Raw genomic sequence first — 19262 nt, 5'->3', positions numbered from 1 at the left:
TTGCGAGTTAATAGATCTAAAAATAAAAGCATTACGCTTTCATTCCATGAGTAATAGTCCAAGCGAGCCTTGCTGCTAAGCGTGCTGTTTGATTATCAATATCAAAATTAGGGTTAAATTCAGCCATATCAGCTAAGAGTAATTTAGACTTACCGTGATGATTTTTAGCCTTTAAAATATGGCAGATTAGAGGCTCAATGATCTCAAGCGAAACACCACGAACAGCAGGTGCGCTCACTCCGGGAGCCGTTGATGCAGGGAAAACGTCGATATCTATCGTGAGATAAAGGTAGTCATTTTGGTCAATAAAATTGGATAACCCCTGTTGGATTATCGGAAAATTAGCGTGCGTCATTTCTGTATCATCAAAATAGAGTACACCCAGATCATCCGCTTTTTGGTAAAGGGCTTGAGTATTACTGCCTCGGTTTAATCCTAAGCAGGCGTAATTAAATGGCCACCCATTCGTTTTACAATATTGAGCGATTTGATGAAAAGGAGTGCCTGAGGTGCCAAGCTGCTGTTCTGATGATCCTTCAGATAAGTGTTCTTTTTGTGGTGGGTTTCGTAGATCAAAGTGCGCATCAAAGTTAATAATTCCAATGCGTGGTGGCGTTTTTTGTTGCTTTAATTCAGTGATATTTTTTAAATGACGCGCAATGCCTTGAAAAGAACCCCATGCAACTTCATGACCGCCACCAAAAACAATCACTTGGTTATGGTTAGAAAGGGCATGTTCAACACTATCACCAAGTTGATGTTGTGCTATTTCAAGTTCTGCATCATCACAGCAGACATCACCCCCATCAAAAATGGCTTTATTATGATGCCAAGCTAAATTGGTTAAGGCGCGTCGAATGATTTGAGGAGCAGAATAAGCACCAATACGACCTTTGTTACGATAAACACCTTCATCACAAGCAAAACCAAGCAACATGATCCCATCTGTGCTTGAACTCGTTGCTGCTGTAATTTTTTGATGCCAACGTAAACCGAGTTCACCATCTTCAAGATCGACTCTGCCTGTCCAACTTGCCATGTCGATTAAGGTATTATTTTTCATAAGTGTCCCTATTATAAAAAACGTTACCATCAACCACCCGTGCAATAAGATCGGGAACGCCTAATCGATAGGAGAGTTCAGCAGGAGAGTCCAATTGCCAAAGTGCAAAATCGGCATCCATACCCACTTCAATCGTTCCGCGTGAGGCTTGCAATCCAAGAGCTTGAGCAGCATTGCAAGTTACGCCCCGTAAGGATTCTTCAGGTGTTAATTTAAATAAAGTGCAAGCCATATTCATCATGGTTCGAAGTGAAGCTATAGGTGATGTACCGGGGTTGAAATCAGTGGCAATGGCCATGGGAACTTGATGTTTACGCAGTAATTCAATCGGTGGGAGTTTGGTTTCTCGCAAGAAATAAAAGGCACCAGGTAAAAGAGTTGCTACGGTATTATTCTGTGCTAATGCTTTGACCCCATCTTCATCAAGGTATTCAATATGATCAACCGAAGAGGCGCCCATTGAAGCGGCTAATGCACTGCCGCCAAGATTCGATAACTGCTCAGTATGGCCTTTGATTTTTAGACCGTGCTCTAATGCAGCATTGAATACCCGCTCACACTGTTTAACCGAAAACCCAATCCCTTCACAAAAGACATCAACATGATCCGCCAATTTTTGTTTGGCAACGTGAGGAATAACAGTGTCACAAATTAAGTGAATGTAATCATCAGGGCGATCTTTATATTCGGGAGGAAGGGCATGAGCAGCAAGCAGAGTGGCAGAGACTTTTATATCTGGTAATTCAGCAATGCGTTTGGCTACTCTAAGCATTTTGACTTCATCATCAAGCGTTAAGCCATAGCCTGATTTAATCTCAATGGTAGTGACGCCGTCACGTTTTAGGCCTTCTAAGCGTTGTAATGCTGAATGGTAAAGTTCATCTTCTGTTGCTTCGCGAGTGGCATAGACGGTAGATAAAATCCCACCCCCTTGTTTTGCTATTTCTTCGTAAGGTACACCTTGTAACCGTTGCTCAAACTCATTGGCTCTATTGCCAGCAAAGACGAGGTGGGTATGGCAATCAATTAAACCAGGAGTGACTAAAGCATTCGCACAATCAGTGACATCAGGATGACCATGTAAAATATCAGAGCATGACTTACCAACATATTCAATCTTGCCATTAGTCACACCAATCATTGCATTTTCGATTATTTGATAACCGTCATTCGTGTTGGGTTTATTAGTTTTTAATGTGACAAGATTCAGATTGGTAAAGACTCTATCCATGATGACAACCTCAATAGAATAAATATGTATATACAAATAAATAGTCTTTTTTGAAATAAAATACAAGATGGTATGTAATGAAGTTGTGATCAAAAATTAAATTCAGTTCTTTTAATGCCTAATTTTGAGGGTAAACCCAGTTTACCTCCAATATGCTTCTACGGCTGATGTGTCTTTTTGTGCGGTGTCATCAAGTGGCAATTTAATATTAATTTAATCGGTATATTAGGCCTAAATTAATTCAGAAAGAGTAATAAGAAATGTCACATCACTTTAAAGATTATCGCGCATCACTTGAACGTTCATTTGCACATTCAGTTTCATACCTAGAGTCTTTAGATGAGCGACCTGTAGCTAAAGAAGTTACATCGCAAGATTTACGTAATTTAATTGGAGGGGAATTACCACTTCACACATCTGCACCAGAGAAAGTGATTGATGAAATGGCGGCGGCCTTAGATGCAGGCCTTATTGCTTCTGGAGGCCCTCGCTTTTTTGGATATGCAATAGGTGGAACTTTTCCTGCATCGCTTGCTGCTGATTGGCTAGTAAGTGCTTGGGATCAAAATGTGCCATATTATGTATCAAGCCCTGCAATGGCAGTAGCTGAAGAGACAGCCGCTGAATGGATGGTTGAGTTGTTAGGGCTTACCAAAGGCTCTGCTGTTGGTTTTACATCAGGTGCTCAGGAGGCAATTTATACCTCATTGATTACCGCTCGAAACTCTCTTTTAGCTAAAGAAGATTGGGATGTTGCTACTAAAGGATTATATGGTTCTCCTCGCATTACGGTGGTAACAAGTGATCAGATACATTCAACAATCAAGCGTGCATTATCAATGATTGGCCTAGGTATTGAAGATATTATTAAGGTACCAACAGATAAGAACTTACGTATTATTCCTAGTGAATTAAGCCGTGTTTTAGCCGAATGTGATGGACCAACACTGGTTTGTGCACAGGCTGGTTGTATCGATTCTGGGGCTTTTGACCCGTTTGATGATATTGCGGATGCGGTTGCTAATCATCAAAATGCTTGGCTACATGTGGATGGCGCAATTGGTCTTTGGGCTGCGGCAAGTGATAAACAAAAACACTTATTAAAAGGTATTGAACGAGCAGATTCAATCGATACTGACGGACATAAATGGTTTAATATGCCATATGATTGCGGCATGGTCATTGTGAAAGATCCTGCAAAAATAACCTCAGCAATGGGGGGAAGCAACATGGGAGATTATCTAAATGACGCGATGGAAAAACCAGATAGAAATGCAATTAACTTTGGTATTTCGGCATCAAGACGTGCTCGTGGATTACCTGTATATGCTGCATTTAAATCGTTAGGCAAAGAAGGGATTGTTAAACATTTAGATAATTGCAGTGATTTAGCTAAGCATATGGCAGGGATTCTTTCAGAAGTTGAGGGAATTACTATTTTGAACGATGTAGTTTCTAACCGGTTTTCTGCTCAATTTGGTATTGGTGATGATGATTATAGAAATGCACTTACTGACCGTGTAGTACACCGTCTACAAGAGGAAGGGTATCTTTACCCATCGACTTCTGGCTATAAAGGATTGAAAACAATGCTATTCTCTGTACTTAATTACCATACATCAGAAGAGGATATTATTAAGTCGGCGGAAAAAATAATTCAAGCATATAATATTGAAAAAGCATTAATCTAGTTTAATAAAAAGCGCTGAGAAATTCAGCGTTTTTTAGTTTTAGCTTAGCCGTTAATCTGTTTATACTTTGCTACGAGAAGTTAGCTTATATCGGTCACCAGGATGATATAAAAGAGCAACGCTAATTAATTTATTTTCACTCCAAGTGCGTCTATTAAGTAATAAGCAAGGCGTTTTATTATCCATGCTTAAGAGCTTAGAAACATGATCATTTGGGATGATGGCTTCAACAGAATGTTCAATATCACTTAAAGGACAAATTTGGACTAAATATTCATTGGGTGTTTGAATACTAAAATCTTGTTTTAAATAATCGGTCACAAATAATGGATTAACCCAGCGTTCTTCTAATTGAATGGGAACGTCATTTTCGTAATGAACAATTTGAGTAAAATAGACCGCAGTTTCGTTACGAACTCCAATTTTTAGTGCAACATTATCTCTAGCAATAACTTCCTCTTTTTTTATTACTTTACTACTGTACTGATGACCTCGTTGACGCACCTCAACCGCGATATTGCGGATTTCCATTAATGGTGATTCGGCTTTTTTATGGCAAACAAAGGTTCCTAAGCGCGGTGTTCGTTTGAGTAGTCCATCAGTGACTAACTCTTTAATTGCTTTGTTTGCTGTCATGCGACTTACTGAAAACTCATCAGCTAGCTCTATTTCTGTAGGGATCTTATACCCGACAGGCCAAGTGCGTGTTTGAATTTTTTCATTAAGGTATTGCTTAATCTGTAGATAGCGTGGCTGTGACATAAGATTTACTTTTCAAATTGACTATACAAATAAAAGCAATTTTTAGACTAAGTTGCAAGGGCATTGCGCTTTATTTTATGTTTTATACGGAGTAGCTAACGATAAGTAGATGAAAACTAGAATTATCAAGAGTACACTTCAGGCCGTATAATTCTAAGAATAAAATGGTAAAAACAACATATGCACTTATTAGATAGATTGAGTATTCGTCTTTATCATGATGAAAGACTGAAACAATATGCAGGTGATCATGCCAGATCATTAGGTTGGAATTCGACTGAATCTCAATTTCTACGTTTTAAAACCATAGCTAAAGCCGTTAATTTTGATGGTAAACGTGTATTAGATTTAGGCTGTGGTTACGGTGATTTTAAAACCTTTCTTGATATGAGTTGCTGTGTAGAGTCTTATACCGGTGTTGATCAGCAGGGGAGTTTCATTAAACAAGCAAAAAAACATTTTGAGCATCAACATAATTGCGTGTTTATTAAAGGGGATTTTTCATCAACTACGTTGCCAACGGCAGATATTGTTGTGGCAAGTGGCTCTCTTAACTATCGTTCTCGTAACAAAACCTACCATGCAAAAGTAATTAGAACGATGTATGAGAAGGCAGAGGAGGCCGTTGTTTTTAATTTATTAAACCGTCATCATTTTAAAGAGACCAACTTACTCGAAGCGCATGATCCGCAGCAGGTTCTTAATTATTGTTTAAGCTTGTGCCCTAGTTGTGAACTGATAGATGACTATGCCGATGAAGATTTTACAATCGTCATGCGTAAATTAGGTTAAGTTAGGTTTATCGAAAATTAGAAACAAAAAATGGCGGATCAAAGTGATCCGCCATTTTTATTATATGATATTGAATTTTTAAGCTGATAAATGATTATTTAAAATCTAACAGTTCAACTTCAAAAATTAATACAGAGCCAGGTTGGATAGAGCCTGCTGAACGATTACCGTAAGCTAAATCGCTAGGGATAAAGAAACGCATCTTTTGGCCAACAACCATTAATTGAACACCTTCAGTCCAACCTTTGATTACTTGATTTAAACCAAACTCAATTGGTTCACCACGCTCAACAGAGCTGTCAAATACGTTTCCATCGATAGTTGTACCGTGGTAATGAACTTTAACTTTGCTTTTAGCTGTAGGGTGCTCTGTGCCTGTGCCTTCTTCAAGTACTAGGTATTGAAGACCAGAAGCGGTAGTTTGAACGCCTTCTTTTGTTGCATTTTCTGCTAAGAAAGCCTTCCCAAGTTCGATATTGGCTTTTGCTGCTTTTGGATTGTTTACAAAGTGCTGAAACAGCATGTAACCAAGAACGATAACAGCAATAGTGATGATAATTTTAGACACGTTATTTCCTTATATTGGTATTAAATCAATTATTTTTCTAGTAGGTAACGGATAGTTTCAGCGATTTTCTTAGGATCATCATGACCGCCAATTAATACGTTGTATTTACCGTTAACCACAAAAGTAGGAACAGAGCTAATACCTGATTGCTCAGAAAGCAGTTTAGCAGTATCTACCTTTTTAATAAGAATATCGCGTTGCTCTTCATTGAAATCGTATGGGCTAATTAGGCCGCGCGAGGTAAAGGCTTTAGAATATGCTTCTTGTTGCTCTGTTAATGTTGTGCCTTCACCCATTTGTGTTGCTGCGAATAAGTCTTCCATAAACGCATGATCGGGTGCGCCGTCTACTTGCATTTCTGCAGCGTAGTAGAACATAGCAGCAACATGTGCTGATTGGTTAAATGTGATGTGCATTTTACCAATGTCAGTACCTGCTTCTTGGCTAATTACAGGTAAGAAGTTTTCCATGTTACGGCAGTGACCGCAAGATAGGGCAAATACTTCAGTTACTGGTGCTAATGAGTCGTTTTGTAAAGTCGTTGAAAGTACTTCGTATTGAACGCCTTCTTTTGGCTCGTTAGTGTCACCACAAGCTGTCAGAAAAAGGGCAGAAGAAAGGACAAGCAATAATGGTTTGATGATAGATTTCATGTTGATTCTCATTGATTATGATTTCGAATGAAAATAGCATGAAATGAAGTAAGTAGAAATAAAATAGGACAACAAATGTTGTCCTATTTTGGTAAATATGTGTAAAGAATTTATATAATTAGACTTTACGCACTTGGATGATCATTCCCATTAGAGGATGGTCAATATAATGAGTTTCGCCACTTCGCATTTTACGTCTTTCTTCCATGCGATAAGATTTTAAAAATTCTTTAACTTCGGTTTCTGGTGTTACGTCTTCTAAGTGACCTAACTGAACATCCGCATTTGGATCTTCAATTGCTGTCGTTTCAGTAGACAGTTCTGCGGTTTCCGTGGTTGTTACTTCGTCAGAAGAAGTAGAGGTTGTTTCTGTAAGAACTTCTTTTTCTTCTTTTGGGGTGTTGACAATAAATTCGTGTTGACCAGGAACTTTAAGATCTAAAATGGTATTTACGTATAGGTAATGCTGAACGTAAACCTGCATTGTGCCATCTAATTCAAGAAGAGGACCTGAAGTTGACGCTGTTGTATCAGATTCAATAGTTTCCGATTCTTCAATAAGCGCAGGTTTTGGTGCGTCTAAAGGAACCAGTGATAAATCAGCGTTTGCATCTTCAATAGTTCGGCCATCAGCAACAAAGCGATCAGAAAAATCCTGACCTGCTTGAATGTGGAAAATAGGAGAACGAGATGAGCCTGAATCACCTTGGCGCCAAGCAACATGTACTAACGGTTTAAATCCAGCGTGATTTTGCAGTTTAGTATAAGCTTCATTTAGTTTGTAGTAACCAGAAGGAAGTAGTGACGCACCATTACTGCTCATCATTTTTTTATCGCGGTATGAGAAAGCACGCTCTAGGTTAATAGGGGCGAGAATATCAGGCCATGCTTCTTGGTAAGAAGATGGTTCAACATTGCGTTTAAAAATGATGACTTCAATGTCAAATTGACGAGCAAAAGAAGGCCAACTTGCTAGTAAAATCAACGCGTAAATTATTTTTTTCATTCAAACTCCAGTGAGATGGTTCTATAAAGTCTTAGTTATCCATAACCAAGACTAAACATTAGTATTTTCTTATTATGTAAATCTAATAGTTAGATTCTATTTTCGTAAAACAATTTGAGCAAGTCCATTACGTATTTAATTCGCACTTGTCTCTCAGTTAAGTCTTTTATAAATTTGACCTTAGTTGGACCATCAAGAGCAAAGCCTGTTGGATCTTTTTGCAATAATGACACAAGGAACATAGGGTTTATGTCAGCGGTAGGTTCAAATTCAATATAACCACCATTTCCATGCGCTTCTAATTTCTTCACTTTCAATGATGCTGCTAACATTTTAACTTCAGAAGTGACTAATAGTGTCTGAGTTGCTTCAGGTAATCCGCCAAAGCGGTCAATGATTTCTACTTTAAGCTCATCAAGTTCACCATTATTCGATACGCTAGCAATACGCTTATACAAAGATAATCGTGTGTTTACATCTGGAATGTAGTCTTCAGGAATTAATGAGGGTAGGCGAAGTTCAACTTCAGTTTGCTCACGAAGAAGATCATCCAATGATGGCTCTTTACCTTCTTTTAATGCTTCAACTGCTTGTTCTAGCATTTCCATATACAGAGTAAAACCAACAGATTGAATTTGACCACTTTGGCCATCACCCAATAATTCACCAGCTCCGCGGATTTCTAAATCGTGAGTTGCAAGAGTAAAGCCTGCACCTAAATCTTCCAGTGAGGCGATTGCATCTAAACGTTTTCTTGCATCTTTACTTAATGCTTTTGGATGTGGTGTCAGTAAATACGCATACGCTTGGTGGTGTGAACGGCCGACACGACCACGTAATTGGTGTAATTGTGCTAAACCGAGCTTATCAGCACGATCCATAATAATGGTGTTGGCAGTTGGAACATCAATACCGGTTTCAATAATCGTTGTACACACAAGAACATTGAAGCGTTGATGATAAAAATCACCCATGATACGTTCCAATTCTCGTTCACGCATTTGACCATGCGCTAAGGTAACTCGGGCTTCTGGGATCAGCTTTTCGATCTCTTCTGCTGCATTTTGAATTGTTTCAACATTATTATGTAGAACATAAACCTGGCCACCACGTTTGATCTCACGAAGAATCGCTTCTTTGATCACGTCATCCGCTTTTTCACGTACAAAGGTTTTAATCGCCAATCGACGAGCCGGTGGTGTTGCGATGATTGATAAATCACGCATGCCGCTCATTGCCATATTTAAGGTTCTTGGTATTGGCGTTGCGGTTAGCGTTAGAATATCTACGTCTGAACGCATCGCTTTTACTTTTTCTTTTTGACGGACACCAAAGCGATGCTCTTCATCCACAATTAGTAAGCCAAGATCTTCAAACTTGATGCTGTCTTGCAGTAATTTATGAGTACCGATTAAAATATCGACTTTACCTTCCGCTGTGGCAGCTAAAATCTCTTTTTGTTCTTTGGCTGACTTAAAGCGAGACAGTACTTCAACGCGAATAGGGAAGTTAGCAAAGCGATCTCGGAAATTCTCAAAATGCTGCTGAGCAAGTAGGGTTGTTGGTACTAATACCGCGACTTGCTTCTCATTATGCGTCGCTAAAAATGCAGCACGCATTGCAACTTCTGTCTTACCAAAACCCACATCACCACATACTAGGCGATCCATGGCTTTAGCTTGACACATATCCGACAACACATCGTTAATGGCGATTTCTTGGTCATGCGTTTCTTCAAACGGGAAACTGGCTCTAAAGTCGGCGTAAGCGTCGCGATCTTGTTTAAAAGAAAAACCCGGTTTAATCGCACGCTTTGCGTAAACATCAAGCAGTTCTGCTGCAACATCTCTTACTTTTTCTGCTGCTTTACGACGTGCTTTGCTCCATGCGTCACTGCCTAATTTACTGATTGGTGCAGTCTCATCTGCCCCTGCTGAATAGCGACTTATCAGGTTTAATGACGACACTGGAACGTATAATTTGGTTTCGTTTAGGTATTCCAACATCATGTATTCCGCTGGCATGTCACCAACATCTAATGTTTGAAGTCCCATATAACGACCAATACCGTGATCAACGTGAACCACTGGCTGACCAATTTTTAGTTCAGCGAGATTACGGATCAGTGTATTGCTGTTAATTGATTTATTGTCACCGCGGCGGCGGCGTTGTATTACTCGCTCACCTAATAAGTCACTTTCACAGATAAAGGCAACGCATGGATTTTGAAGAATAAAGCCTCGTTCAGCAGAACCAATCACTAACGTTGCTTTATTTTTATGGCCAACGGCGTCTTTCATTGAATCACAAATGGCAGGTTTTAATTTAATACGAGCTAATAATTCAAGAAGGGCTTCACGACGACCTTCAGATTCAACAGAGAAAATAACCTGACCACTGAATTTCTCATAAAACTGACGAAACTGTGCAAATGGTTCTTTATTTTGGTGCTGAATTGCAATTTCTGGCAGTTCTAATAAATCAGGATTAAAACGGCCGGCTTTTTCAATCTCAGGCTCTTTTGCCAGTTTTACACGCGGATATTGTTTGAATAAGCCAAACATATCAGAGGTATTTAACCAAAGTTCATTTACCGGCAACAGCGGACGAAGTGGGTCCACTCGACGTTGATCGTAACGGTACTCGGCATCGGCCAAGAAATCATTGGCTGATTTTTCTATATCACCAATAGTAACCAGTAATGTGTTATCTGGTAGGTAGTCGAACAACGTTTCGGTTTCATCAAAAAACAGTGGTTGCCAGTACTCAATACCTGCAGGCCAAGCACCTTTACTGATTTGCTGATAAACAGACTCTGGCTCACGGCGAGCATCAAAGCGTTGACGCCAGCGAATACGGAAATCTTCTATCGCGACATCATCGGTTGGGAATTCATGAGCAGGAAGCAGGTTTATAGATTTTACTTCTTCAATCGTACGTTGGTTTTCAGGATCAAACTGACGAATGGTGTCAATTTCATCATCGAAAAAATCAATACGGTAAGGGTGCGCATTACCCATTGGGAATAAATCAAGAATAGAACCACGGCTAGCATATTCACCATGACTCATGACTTGGTCAACGTGTAAGTAACCGGATTTTTCTAGCTGCAATTTTAGCTTATCAAACGATAGGCGATCACCTACCTTTACGACTAATGCGTGTTTGTGTAGGAAAGATTGCGGTGATTGACGTTGTAATAAGGTACTAACAGGAACAATTAGCGTCCCATCTTTTTGCTGAGGCAAATGATATAGGCGCGATAAACGGTCAGAAATAATGTCCTGATGCGGAGAAAAGCTGTCGTAAGGAAGGGTTTCCCAATCAGGAAAAACCTCTACTGAACGTTGGCTAAATTGGTTGATTTCATTTTGTAAACGAAATGCCAACTGCGGTTCAGTAACCGCAACCACGACAGGGCCAGTGTGTTGTTGCTCAATCTCTGCAATCGCAAGCGCTAGAGAAGAGCCCGTAAGATTACCAATTGAGCGTGTATCATTGGCTTTGGTTGGTAACGGTAATGACAGTAAGTTTTTTATAGGCATCAGGATATTCAGTTATTAGGTTAAGTTGCGTTCTTGAGCTCGAAGTTTAAGCACTTTCTGTTGTTGAAAGAGTGCGGCTTTGATTAATAAATCTTGGTCGATATCACGAAGTAGGTCGTAAGCCATTTCAATGAGGTAGCCAGTTTCTGTTTCTGTGCATTGAGTTACTTTAGCATAACAGTAAATTGCTGCTGGTGGATGCTCAAGAAAAAGTTTTACTTTGGCTTTTTGATCTATATTCAGTGCGTTTTTGCTTTCGAAAGTAAATTTACTCGCTCCAAAGCTTACGGTTTTTTGGCGATAAGCTTCATCGTCTTGTTGAATTAACAAATAAGACAGTAGTAGATTCAGTTTTTGATTTTGATTGTTTAAATAATTAGCAAGGCGTTTGCCATCATCTAACTTTAGAAAAGAAAGCTCATTCTCAGAAACATCGTCAAGTGAGCTGCATTCTTGAGCAACTCGAAATGGTGCAGGTATTTCACGTTCAAACGTTTCCATGTTTGGTAGTGCAGCATCGTTCGACAGAGGTTCAACATTGATGGTTAAATCGTAGTGAACCGAAAAGTATTCATTATGTGACATAAACGTCCCTCTATTATTATTTCTTGATTATGGCGAAGTCACTGGATATCAGCAAGTGTTTAATCGGTAACAATGATGAACAAAAGAGCAAAAAAAGGAATAAATACCAGTATTTTACGTGATAGACTGTATTCATTATTATAGCTTCAAAAAGCATGATTGAGAGAATTTATGTTTCATCCAGTATCAGTATTTATAGGGTTACGATATTTAAGAGGACGCTCTGGCGATAGATTCAGTCGTTTTATCTCTTACATGTCTACTGCGGGGATCACTATTGGGGTACTGTCCTTAGTGACGGTATTGTCTGTGATGAATGGGTTTGAAGGCCAATTAAAAGATAGAATTCTTGGCGTATTACCTCAAGCGGTAGTATCGACTATCGAAGGTCAGTTAACCCCTTTAGAAGACGATCGTAATTACGTAACAAGTTTGCCTCATGTTACTCAAGTCACGCCTGTGGTTCGTGGTGAAGCGATTATTCAAAGCGCAAAAGGGTTGAGCGCGGGTATGCTTGTTGGTATTGATCCTAATGAATATGACCCTATTGCTTATGAATTAATTTCAGGCAATGTGCGTCAACTTAAAGCCGGAGAATACGGTATTTTCCTTGGTTCAAAATTAGCGCGAGAGTTAAGCGTTCGTTATGGTGACACCGTACGTATTATGGTAACGAATGCAAGCCAATACACTCCACTAGGGCGTATTCCAAGTCAACGTAACTTTAAAGTTGTCGGTGTATTTAATACGGGATCTGATGTTGATGGCCAATTAATGGTTGCGAACATTCAAGATACCGCTCGTTTGATGAAATTGAAAAAAGGTAATATTACAGGGTGGCGCTTATTCTTTGAAGACCCATTTCAAGTGACAGAGTTAGCTAAATTACCGTTAGAAAAAAATATGACGTGGAGTGATTGGCGCGATCAACGCGGAGAGTTATTCCAAGCAGTAAAAATGGAAAAAAACATGATGGGCTTAATGCTTGGTCTTATTGTCGCTATTGCGGCGTTTAATATCATTTCCGCACTGATTATGGTGGTAATGGAAAAACAAGCCGAAGTTGCGATACTAAAAACACAGGGCATGACGAGTAACCAAGTACTCTCTATCTTTATGGTTCAAGGGGCAAGCAGTGGCGTTATTGGAGCCATTGTTGGTGGTACGTTAGGTGCATTATTTGCTAGTAATATTAATGTTATTCTTTCTACGCTTGGATTATCGTTATTTACTGTTGGTGGATCTTTGCCAGCACAGGTTGAACCATTACAAGTGTGCGTAGTCATTATTCTAGCAATTTTATTAAGTTTATTAGCGACCGTATTCCCATCTTATCGAGCAGCAGTCGTACAACCAGCAGAGGCATTAAGATATGAGTAATCCATTATTAATTTGTCAGGGTATTCGCAAGGTTTACCAAGAAGGCACGATGGAAACTGAAGTGCTTAAAGGGGTTGATTTTCAAATTAATGAAAGTGAATTAGTTGCCATTGTTGGTTCATCTGGTTCTGGTAAAAGTACATTACTGCACATTCTTGGCGCACTTGATGAGCCAACAGCAGGAACGGTACATTTTCAACAAAATGAACTGACAAAATTGAGTGCGAATAAGCAAGCAAAAATCCGTAATCAACATATTGGATTTGTGTATCAATTTCATCACCTTCTGTCTGACTTTAGCGCGTTAGAGAATGTGGCGATGCCGTTGTTAATTGGTGGTGTTCATAAGAAAGAAGCGGCACTACGTGCAACAGAATTACTTGAGAAAGTAGGTTTAGCTCATCGTATTGAACACCGTCCTTCAGAACTGTCAGGTGGTGAGCGTCAACGAGTGGCGATTGCTCGTGCGTTAGTCAACAAACCTGCTTTAGTGCTTGCTGATGAACCAACAGGTAACTTGGATCATAAAACCGCATTAGATATTTACAATTTAATGCGCGAACTGAATCAAGAGTCAGGTACTGCATTCTTAGTGGTCACACACGATAATGAATTGGCGGCTAAATTAGATAAACAACTAAGCATGCAAGATGGCCGCTTTATTACTGAAACGGTTCGCTCTACATTAAACAAAGAGCAGGAGGCGTAATGTTTTCACCGCTTTCTCTTTTTATTGGTGGCCGCTTTGCACGAGCTAAACAGCGCAACAAGATGGTGTCGTTTATTTCGATTTCATCCACGCTTGGTATTGCTATTGGTGTTGCAGTGATCATCATTGGTCTCTCTGCAATGAATGGTTTTGAGCGTGAATTACAAAATCGAGTGCTTTCGGTAATTCCACATGCTGAGCTTGAAGGGGTTAAAAACCCAGTATCTGATTGGCAAACCATGATGTTCCAAGCTAAGAAACACCCAAAGGTTACTGGTGCTGCACCCTATGTGCGATTTACCGCCTTACTTGAGCGAGGCAGTAAATTAAAAGCGGTTGAAGTTAGAGGTGTAGAGCCTTTATTAGAAGGGGCGGTTTCTAAGTTACCTGAGTATATTGATAACGAGGCATGGAAGGCGTTCGAAGCCAATAAACAAAGTGTTATCTTAGGCAAGGGCGTTGCGGATACATTAAATGTAAAGGTCGGAGATTGGATCACCGCGATGATCCCAGATGAAAATCCAAGTAAGCAGCTCCGCTCTCCAAAACGTCAACGCTTGCAAGTGGTTGGACTATTGTCTTTAGGTGGGCAGGTCGATCATGGTTTAGCGATTATTCCTCTAAAAGATGCGCAGCAGTATATTAATCTAGGTGACAGTGTCACAGGTGTATCATTACAAGTTAGTAGCGTTTTAGATGCTCAAAATATTGTCCGTGAGGTAGGGGGAACATTAACGGAATATGTTTACTTACGCAGCTGGGTTCAGAAATACGGTTACTTATACCGAGACATTCAATTGGTTCGTTCAATCATGTACCTTGTTATGGTGCTCGTTATTGGCGTGGCGTGTTTTAATATCGTATCAACTCTCATGATGGCAGTGAAAGATCGCTCTGGTGACATTGCTATTTTAAGAACCATGGGTGCAAATGACGGTTTAATTAAACGTATCTTTGTATGCCAAGGGATATTCTCAGGTGTGACAGGCAGTTTAGCTGGTTCAGCGTTAGGTTCATTTGTAGCACTAAACTTAACACCTATGATTAAAGGGTTAGAATCACTGATTGGTCATCAGTTTTTATCTGGTGATATTTATTTTGTTGATTTCTTACCCTCAGAGCTAGTTTGGAGTGATGTCGCTATTGTGACAGCGACGGCGATATTTTTAAGTGCTATCGCGACTTGGTATCCTGCAAGAAAGGCAAGTCAGTTACATCCTGCAGCGGTGTTGAGCTCTAAGTAACACCCACAGATAGATAGTTATATTCATCAGGCCCCTAACTAATTAGGGGCCTTTTTTATGTAAAGTAAAAATACCGACTATAATATATAAAATGTGAGTGTTTTATTGATATTAATAGATTGGGATAAAAAGAATACCCCCTTGTCTTTAGAGGTAATACTATGAATACAAATATTAATGGTAGAGTTCATGGTTATATTATTGGTGATGATATCCCTATAGATAATAAAGAAGGTCAGTTTATTCATGTTAATGATTATGAAGAATTAACATTATCAGAACCATCGATTTGTATATTATCTCTTTCTCCAGCTGCGCAAAATAAAGCCTTATTACATTTACATAGTAGGCAGTCTATTTGGAACTGCCAAGTCTACGTTCTGCAAGAGAGTACATTAAGTCCATATTTATCAGATGGAATTTTAGAACCTAATAAGGTTGTCGATAAGTGGGATATACATCAGGAAAAATTAGCCTTAATAAAAGAAGAACCGCTTGATAAATTACTTGCATGGCTGTGGCTAGGATCTCAACGACGATTGGCACCGCTTTGTCAGAGTGAAAGACAAGATCTATATTATTACCCGTTAATGCAATGCTATTCAGGAGAAGACAATAGCCCTTATACATATTTTCAGTTAGAGGAAAAACGAGGGTATTTAGATCGAGAAAAGACGATAGATAAAGTGAGGTTATGCTCCTATTGTCATAGTGGGCATTTAAACTATATTGAGACCTGTCCTGATTGCAAAAGCACTAATATCGAAGAAATGGTCTCTTTGCACTGTTTTACTTGTGGACATATAGCTGAAGAAAATCAATTTACGCAACAAGATAAACTCGCTTGTCCGAATTGTTTAACTCAATTACGCCATATTGGCGTTGATTATGATCGGCCTTTAGAACGATACAAATGTGAAGAATGCAAATTGCTATTTTCTGAATCAGTCGTACGCGCTCGCTGTTTATCTTGTTCTTTGGTTAATGAGACTAATGAATTAATCGCTCGAAAAATTAATCAATTTAGAGTAGGAGAACAAGTTAAAAGCTTAATGATGTATGGCCGAAGACCGTTAGAACAAGAGCTAAAATTAAATGGGCTCATAGATCAGAAATCGTTTCATAACTTATTAAGTTGGGTAAATAAGCTTGCGATAAGGCATCAACAGAGCCATTTATTGTTAGGAGTAAAGCTATCAGGCATTGAGGAATACTCTCAACAGTTTGGTGAAATAAAACGGCTGCAATTGATTGAAGAAATATCGAATCATTTTAATCGACTACTGCGCGATACAGATATTTGTTGTCATTATAGTTCTGAAATAATGTTGCTATTGATGCCAATGACTCCAATTGATTCTTACTCCATTATAGAAAGTAAAATTGCGAAAATAGCCAATGATATAGAGTCAGAATTGCTAACACTGAATGTGTATTTATGGCAACTGCCTAGTACTTCATTAAGCGATAATGCACCCTCTTGGTTAGCTCAGTTGATTAAGGGTAACTCGCATGAATGAATTTCAATATATTTTGCATACACTTACCGGAACGCTAGGGACTTATTTTGAATTAATTCTTACTTTTCTTCCTATCATGCTAGCTATTGAAGTCCCCTTGTTGCTTTTTGTATTTATTGGGGTGTTATTTTGGTCAAGAGAAGCAAGTAATACCTATTTAAGTTCAACACCATCAATGAGTTTTATTATTACCTGCTATGGAGAAGGTGATGAGATTACTAAGACGATTGATACCTTAGTTGAGCAAAGATATTTGGGTTTGATTGAAATTCTGATTGTGATTGATGGTGCAGAGCAGAATGTATCAACTTACCGTGCTGCTATTAAAGGGCAAAAACGTCATCACTTAAGAAAAGATAGAGCGATAAAAGTATTACCAAAATGGCAGCGTGGAGGAAGAGTATCTACATTGAATGCCGGTTTGTCTGAAGCTAAGTACGATCTGGTTGTTAATGTAGATGGTGATACCTCTTTTGATAATAATATGGCGTGTCAATTAGCCATGTCATTTTCGGATCCTAATGTCGTCGCTTGCGGTGGGGCGTTAAGAGTTCGAAATAGACAAGATAGTTTTTGGACAAGAATGCAGTCACTTGAGTACATGATGTCGATGCAAACAAGTAAAACAGGGATGGCAACGTGGGGCCTGCTTAATAATATATCAGGCGCATTTGGGGCATTCAAAAAACCAATGCTAAAACAAATAGGTGGATGGGATACGCATACCGCTGAAGATCTCGACCTTACTTTTCGCCTAAAGCAATATAAAAAACGCTATCCTGATATGCGACTTAATTTTTCTCCACAAGCAATTGGTCATACTGATGTCCCTTCAACGCTACACTCTTTACTGTTACAAAGGTTACGTTGGGATGGTGATTTGTTATTTCTGTACTTACGTAAGCACCGAAGAGGGTTAGATCCTAATTTATTAGGGTGGGGAAGCTTCTTATATATTTTAGTTTATGGGGTACTTCAAACTGTGTTGTTACCTCTAATTATGACACTTTTTAATGTCTATCTTTTTTTATTTTATCCGACAACAGTCGTACTCGCGGTATTAAGTTGTTTGTATGTCATTTATTTTTTGTTCATTTCACTTACCTTTATTGTCTATTTAGCATTAATTTCAGAAAGAGTAAAAGAAGATAGAGAGATGGTGCTTTGGCTATTTATCTATCCATTCTATGCATTGTTTATGAGAGTCGTTACCGCCTTTGCGATGATTAATGAAGTGGTTAGGAGGGGCCATGAAGAGTCAAGTATGGCTCCATGGTGGGTACTTAAACGAGGTAAAAGGTTTTAACGATTATGAAAGTTAAATTTTACTTAGAGAAAAACCAAAAACCGACGACAGAACATGGTATGAAGGTGGTATATGGTACCGCTAAACGAGGAGGGTATCGCTTTCGCTGGTATTTGATTTTAGCGATTATATTAAGTCCTATTTTTCTTATAATTTACACTTATGCTAAACAATATCTATTCATTACTGCTCCTGGAGTGATAACTACGGGGCCAGTAGTCATTACTGCGTCTCAAAATGGAATAGTTAAAAAGATAGCCGTAGACGAAAATGAATTTGTACTTGAGGAGCAATTGCTTATACAACTTAAAGCTCCCGTTTTAGAGGAAGAAGTTACTTTTGTTAAAGAGGAATTATTACGATTAAATGAGGCGAAAGAAGGAAGGGATGAAGAGGATTTATCACCTTACTACGCAGCAATTACGGCAGCTAAGCATAACTTACGAAAAGTCACTAAAATTAAATTGAATTACGACCAATATGCTCAGGAAGGAAAGGTTTCACAAGTAGACTATGCGGCTATTATTGGGATTTATAATACCTCACAGAGTTCATTAACAAGTGCCTACATAGCTTTGAATCAAGCTAAAATTGCTCAAAAACAAAGAGAGTTAGCTGGTGGTATTGCTCAAGTCACAAGAACATTAAACCAAAGTCTAACAACAAAAATGAACCAATTAGAAGCATTAGCAATTAAGGCTCCTTATATGGGGCTTGTTATCGATATTAATGCACTTGAAGGGCAGCGAGTAAGTATCGGAGACCCGCTTGTAACGATTTCTCCTGATGTAGCCCCATTTGTGATCAGTTATTTAGAGCCTAAGTATATAGACAAAGCCAAATTAGGAACCTTAGTGAGTGTTGTGCTTCCTAGTGGACAGAAAGTGAAAGCAAGGGTAGCGCAATCAATAGGATTAACGTCTAAGTTGCCAGCACAATTAGCCAAACCTTTTGAAGGAGCAAAGGCATTACTAAAGGTGAAAATTACCTTTTTAGGCGGGCTACTAGAGAGCGAATGGGTAGAAGGGATGCCAGTGGAGATTTATTTTTAATTTAGAATAAAAAATCGATAGATTATATAAATTGGGGATTTATACCCTTTTACTTTGTGTGGTTACTCTATTGTTCGGTTTTACCTATTGATATAATAATTAAAATTGATTAGAAATCCGTAAAGATTTTCTCTATTATACAGCTTACTTTGCTG

The 19262-nt window shown here is 38.9% G+C and carries 16 protein-coding genes; 8 read left to right on the top strand and 8 right to left on the bottom strand.

Translation table 11 applies throughout. The features are described 5' to 3' along the window. Nucleotides 1-31 precede the first annotated feature (31 nt). Together hutG and hutI are read right to left on the bottom strand one after the other, a co-directional pair. The gene (gene hutG, locus PVK63_RS13490; RefSeq protein ID WP_130087569.1) at nucleotides 32-1063 is read right to left on the bottom strand and encodes a formimidoylglutamase; all 1032 of its coding nucleotides are present in this window, start codon (nucleotides 1061-1063) and stop codon (nucleotides 32-34) included. Continuing rightward, nucleotides 1053-2294 (bottom strand): imidazolonepropionase, encoded by a 1242-nt coding sequence (gene hutI / locus PVK63_RS13485; protein WP_130087571.1) that lies wholly within the window; start codon nucleotides 2292-2294, stop codon nucleotides 1053-1055. Before hutI ends, hutG begins: the two co-directional genes overlap by 11 nt. Before the next feature lie 260 nt (nucleotides 2295-2554). Between hutI and PVK63_RS13480 the strand changes: the two genes are divergently transcribed. After that, nucleotides 2555-3985, top strand: coding sequence for a pyridoxal phosphate-dependent decarboxylase family protein (locus PVK63_RS13480; protein WP_130087573.1), 1431 nt, complete (start codon nucleotides 2555-2557; stop codon nucleotides 3983-3985). Nucleotides 3986-4045: 60 nt separating this feature from the next. On the opposite strand, the gene hutC is transcribed toward PVK63_RS13480, so the two are convergent. Next, on the bottom strand, nucleotides 4046-4747 hold the full coding sequence (gene hutC, locus PVK63_RS13475; RefSeq protein ID WP_130087575.1) for a histidine utilization repressor: 702 nt from the start codon (nucleotides 4745-4747) through the stop codon (nucleotides 4046-4048). 180 nt (nucleotides 4748-4927) lie between these two features. On the opposite strand from hutC, the gene PVK63_RS13470 reads away from it, so the two are divergent. Beyond that, nucleotides 4928-5539, top strand: a complete 612-nt coding sequence (locus PVK63_RS13470) for a class I SAM-dependent methyltransferase (protein ID WP_130087577.1) — start codon at nucleotides 4928-4930, stop codon at nucleotides 5537-5539. A gap of 94 nt (nucleotides 5540-5633) precedes the next feature. On the opposite strand, the gene PVK63_RS13465 is transcribed toward PVK63_RS13470, so the two are convergent. From PVK63_RS13465 to PVK63_RS13445, 5 genes are all read right to left on the bottom strand, one after another. Next, nucleotides 5634-6107, bottom strand: a complete 474-nt coding sequence (locus tag PVK63_RS13465) for an FKBP-type peptidyl-prolyl cis-trans isomerase (protein WP_130048149.1) — start codon at nucleotides 6105-6107, stop codon at nucleotides 5634-5636. A gap of 29 nt (nucleotides 6108-6136) precedes the next feature. Next, nucleotides 6137-6760, bottom strand: a complete 624-nt coding sequence (locus PVK63_RS13460; protein WP_165371203.1) for a thiol:disulfide interchange protein DsbA/DsbL — start codon at nucleotides 6758-6760, stop codon at nucleotides 6137-6139. A 118-nt stretch (nucleotides 6761-6878) separates the two neighbouring features. Further along, nucleotides 6879-7766, bottom strand: coding sequence for a peptidoglycan binding protein CsiV (locus PVK63_RS13455; RefSeq protein ID WP_130087581.1), 888 nt, complete (start codon nucleotides 7764-7766; stop codon nucleotides 6879-6881). Between the two features lie 89 nt (nucleotides 7767-7855). Continuing rightward, a complete protein-coding gene (mfd, locus tag PVK63_RS13450; protein ID WP_274440572.1) occupies nucleotides 7856-11311 on the bottom strand; it encodes a transcription-repair coupling factor in 3456 nt (1151 codons plus the stop codon). A gap of 15 nt (nucleotides 11312-11326) precedes the next feature. After that, nucleotides 11327-11896 carry a PilZ domain-containing protein gene (locus PVK63_RS13445; RefSeq protein ID WP_130045833.1) on the bottom strand — a complete coding sequence of 190 codons (570 nt, stop codon included), beginning with the start codon at nucleotides 11894-11896 and terminating at the stop codon, nucleotides 11327-11329. Nucleotides 11897-12067: 171 nt separating this feature from the next. Here PVK63_RS13445 and lolC point away from each other — a divergent pair, with 171 nt between their 5' ends. From lolC to PVK63_RS13415, 6 genes are all read left to right on the top strand, one after another. Further along, on the top strand, nucleotides 12068-13276 hold the full coding sequence (gene lolC / locus PVK63_RS13440) for a lipoprotein-releasing ABC transporter permease subunit LolC (protein WP_274440574.1): 1209 nt from the start codon (nucleotides 12068-12070) through the stop codon (nucleotides 13274-13276). After that, the gene (gene lolD, locus PVK63_RS13435; protein ID WP_130048145.1) at nucleotides 13269-13985 is read left to right on the top strand and encodes a lipoprotein-releasing ABC transporter ATP-binding protein LolD; all 717 of its coding nucleotides are present in this window, start codon (nucleotides 13269-13271) and stop codon (nucleotides 13983-13985) included. The genes lolC and lolD overlap by 8 nt, the downstream gene beginning before the upstream one ends. Continuing rightward, the gene (gene lolE / locus PVK63_RS13430) at nucleotides 13985-15229 is read left to right on the top strand and encodes a lipoprotein-releasing ABC transporter permease subunit LolE (protein ID WP_274440577.1); all 1245 of its coding nucleotides are present in this window, start codon (nucleotides 13985-13987) and stop codon (nucleotides 15227-15229) included. Before lolD ends, lolE begins: the two co-directional genes overlap by 1 nt. 161 nt (nucleotides 15230-15390) lie before the next feature. Beyond that, on the top strand, nucleotides 15391-16749 hold the full coding sequence (locus PVK63_RS13425; RefSeq protein ID WP_130087589.1) for a GGDEF domain-containing protein: 1359 nt from the start codon (nucleotides 15391-15393) through the stop codon (nucleotides 16747-16749). Further along, a complete protein-coding gene (locus tag PVK63_RS13420) occupies nucleotides 16742-18055 on the top strand; it encodes a glycosyltransferase family 2 protein (RefSeq protein ID WP_274440579.1) in 1314 nt (437 codons plus the stop codon). Before PVK63_RS13425 ends, PVK63_RS13420 begins: the two co-directional genes overlap by 8 nt. A 5-nt stretch (nucleotides 18056-18060) precedes the next feature. Continuing rightward, a complete protein-coding gene (locus PVK63_RS13415) occupies nucleotides 18061-19107 on the top strand; it encodes an HlyD family secretion protein (RefSeq protein ID WP_274440580.1) in 1047 nt (348 codons plus the stop codon). The last annotated feature ends 155 nt before the right edge of the window (nucleotides 19108-19262 follow it).

The organism is Aliivibrio sp. S2TY2 (genome assembly GCF_028765525.1).
GTDB lineage: Bacteria > Pseudomonadota > Gammaproteobacteria > Enterobacterales > Vibrionaceae > Aliivibrio > Aliivibrio finisterrensis_A.
The sequence above is the reverse complement of the archived record's forward strand: the minus strand, read 5'-3'. Positions and strand labels throughout refer to the sequence as shown.